Genomic DNA, 1,953 nt, shown 5'->3' with positions numbered 1-1,953 from the left:
AAAATATTTTATCCATTGGCAGGATTTTTGGTGCTTGAAGCAATGCGAACGCTACAACTACCGCATGAACCGCAACAGCCAACTCGACATTATCGAGCGGCAGGCCGGCGGCATCATTATCCGTGTCAACGGAAGCAAAGGCAGCAGCATCCGCTTAATGCCCGAAGGCGAAGACAGGCGCGCCATTACACTTTATTTATGGAAATAAAGCTGTTTTCAGACGGCATGAAGCACCAAAAAGCTGATAAAATACCGCCTCACCCCCCTACGGCAAGCTATCCAACATGACCAAACATCCGCAAACAGCAGCTAATACCCGCTATGCCTTTGCCAGCATTGCCGCCATGTTGGCCGCATTTTTACTGTTCGTTGCCGTGATGTTGCTGCCTTTGGGGCTAACGGCAGACACCCAAGTGAGCCTGATACGGCTTTCACTCTACGCAATTGTGCTGTTTGCTGTACTTGGCGGTATTTTTTCTGTACGCGTTGCCTATTTGCGTAAAAAGAACGGAGCATGACATGACCCAAGCCGATAAAATTCCACAAGAAATCCGCCTCCAAAAAGAACGGCGCGTACTGACTTTGGTCTATGTTGACGGTGCCAAGAGCCTTCCTGCCGAATACCTGCGCGTGTACTCGCCCAGCGCGGAAGTGCGCGGACACGGCCCCGGTCAGGATGTTTTGCAAACAGGCAAAGCCGAAGTCAGCATTACCGATTTAGACCCCGTCGGTCAATACGCATTGAAAATTACTTTTTCAGACGGCCACGACAGCGGCCTTTACGATTGGGACTATCTCTACCGACTGGCGCACAATCAAGACGCGCTTTGGCAAGACTATCTCGACCGCCTCGAAAAAGCCGGCGCGTCCAGAATGCCAAGTGCAGAAGATTTAAAACACAAACACACACATTCCTGCGGTAGCGGCGGTTGCGGCGGAAAGGCCGTCTGAAAAAAGGCAAGACCGTAAGCTTGAATGACGGAAGGACCATTGACGGCAAAGCGTTCCTCTCCCCGCCCAAAAAAAGACGGGTAGTGGCTATCTTCGGCGATACCAAAGCCTGTCCGCGTGCAGCATGCTCCGTACAAAACGCAGACGTTTTGGTGTATAACCTTTTCCGCAGGCGATGAAGAGACAGTGGAACGAGTATTCCATTCGACCGTAGCCGATACAGCCAAGCTGGCTTTACAGGCCAATGTGAAACAACTTTACCTGACCCACATCAGCGCACGTTATACCGAAGAAGAACAACGCCTGATGCTGGAGCGGCAGGCACAAACTATATTTCCCGCGTCGAAAGTGGTTGGCGATTTCGACGTATTCGATACCTGAATCCGTATTATTTTAAGAAGGCAGACACTATGAGCGACCACAAAACCCATTTCGGCTTCACTACCGTTGACGAAGACGAAAAAGCAGGCAAAGTTGCCGAAGTCTTCCACTCCGTGGCAAAAAACTACGACATTATGAATGACGTAATGTCCGGCGGTCTGCACCGCGTTTGGAAACATTTCACAATCAATACCGCCCGTCTGAAAAAAGGCGACAAAGTATTGGACATCGCCGGCGGTACAGGTGATTTGTCCCGAGGCTGGGCAAAACGTGTGGGCAAAGAAGGCGAAGTTTGGCTGACAGACATCAACTCCTCCATGCTGACCGTCGGCCGCGACCGCCTGCTCAACGAAGGCATGATTCTGCCCGTATCATTGGCAGATGCTGAAAAATTGCCGTTCCCCGACAACTATTTCAATCTGGTTTCCGTCGCATTCGGCCTGCGCAACATGACGCACAAAGATGCCGCGCTGAAAGAAATGTACCGCGTATTAAAACCGGGCGGCACCCTGCTGGTGTTGGAATTCTCCAAAGTGTACAAACCTTTGGAAGGCGTGTACGACCTCTACTCTTTCAAACTGTTGCCGATTATGGGCAAACTGATTGCCAAAGATGCCGACA

Annotated in this window: 5 protein-coding genes and 1 pseudogene; all 6 read left to right on the top strand. The window is 50.9% G+C overall.

Annotated features, from left to right (window positions below; translation table 11 throughout):
* Window positions 1-208, top strand: a pseudogene (locus ACTHUM_RS12525) (CAP domain-containing protein); the annotation flags it as partial.
* 76 nt (window positions 209-284) lie between these two features.
* Window positions 285-518 carry a cytochrome b6 gene (locus ACTHUM_RS12520; RefSeq protein WP_440362289.1) on the top strand — a complete coding sequence of 78 codons (234 nt, stop codon included), beginning with the start codon at window positions 285-287 and terminating at the stop codon, window positions 516-518.
* Between the two features lies 1 nt (window position 519).
* Window positions 520-951 (top strand): gamma-butyrobetaine hydroxylase-like domain-containing protein, encoded by a 432-nt coding sequence (locus ACTHUM_RS12515; RefSeq protein WP_070615267.1) that lies wholly within the window; start codon window positions 520-522, stop codon window positions 949-951.
* Between the two features lie 20 nt (window positions 952-971).
* Window positions 972-1,130 (top strand): hypothetical protein, encoded by a 159-nt coding sequence (locus ACTHUM_RS12510; protein WP_440398816.1) that lies wholly within the window; start codon window positions 972-974, stop codon window positions 1,128-1,130.
* Between the two features lie 7 nt (window positions 1,131-1,137).
* The gene (locus tag ACTHUM_RS12505; protein ID WP_440370237.1) at window positions 1,138-1,332 is read left to right on the top strand and encodes a hypothetical protein; all 195 of its coding nucleotides are present in this window, start codon (window positions 1,138-1,140) and stop codon (window positions 1,330-1,332) included.
* Between the two features lie 29 nt (window positions 1,333-1,361).
* A partial coding sequence (locus ACTHUM_RS12500) for a class I SAM-dependent methyltransferase (protein WP_440403011.1) occupies window positions 1,362-1,953 on the top strand: 592 nt, incomplete at its 3' end.

The organism is Neisseria sp. P0021.S006, assembly GCF_051956895.1.
This window is presented reverse-complemented; position numbering and strand designations above follow the sequence as displayed.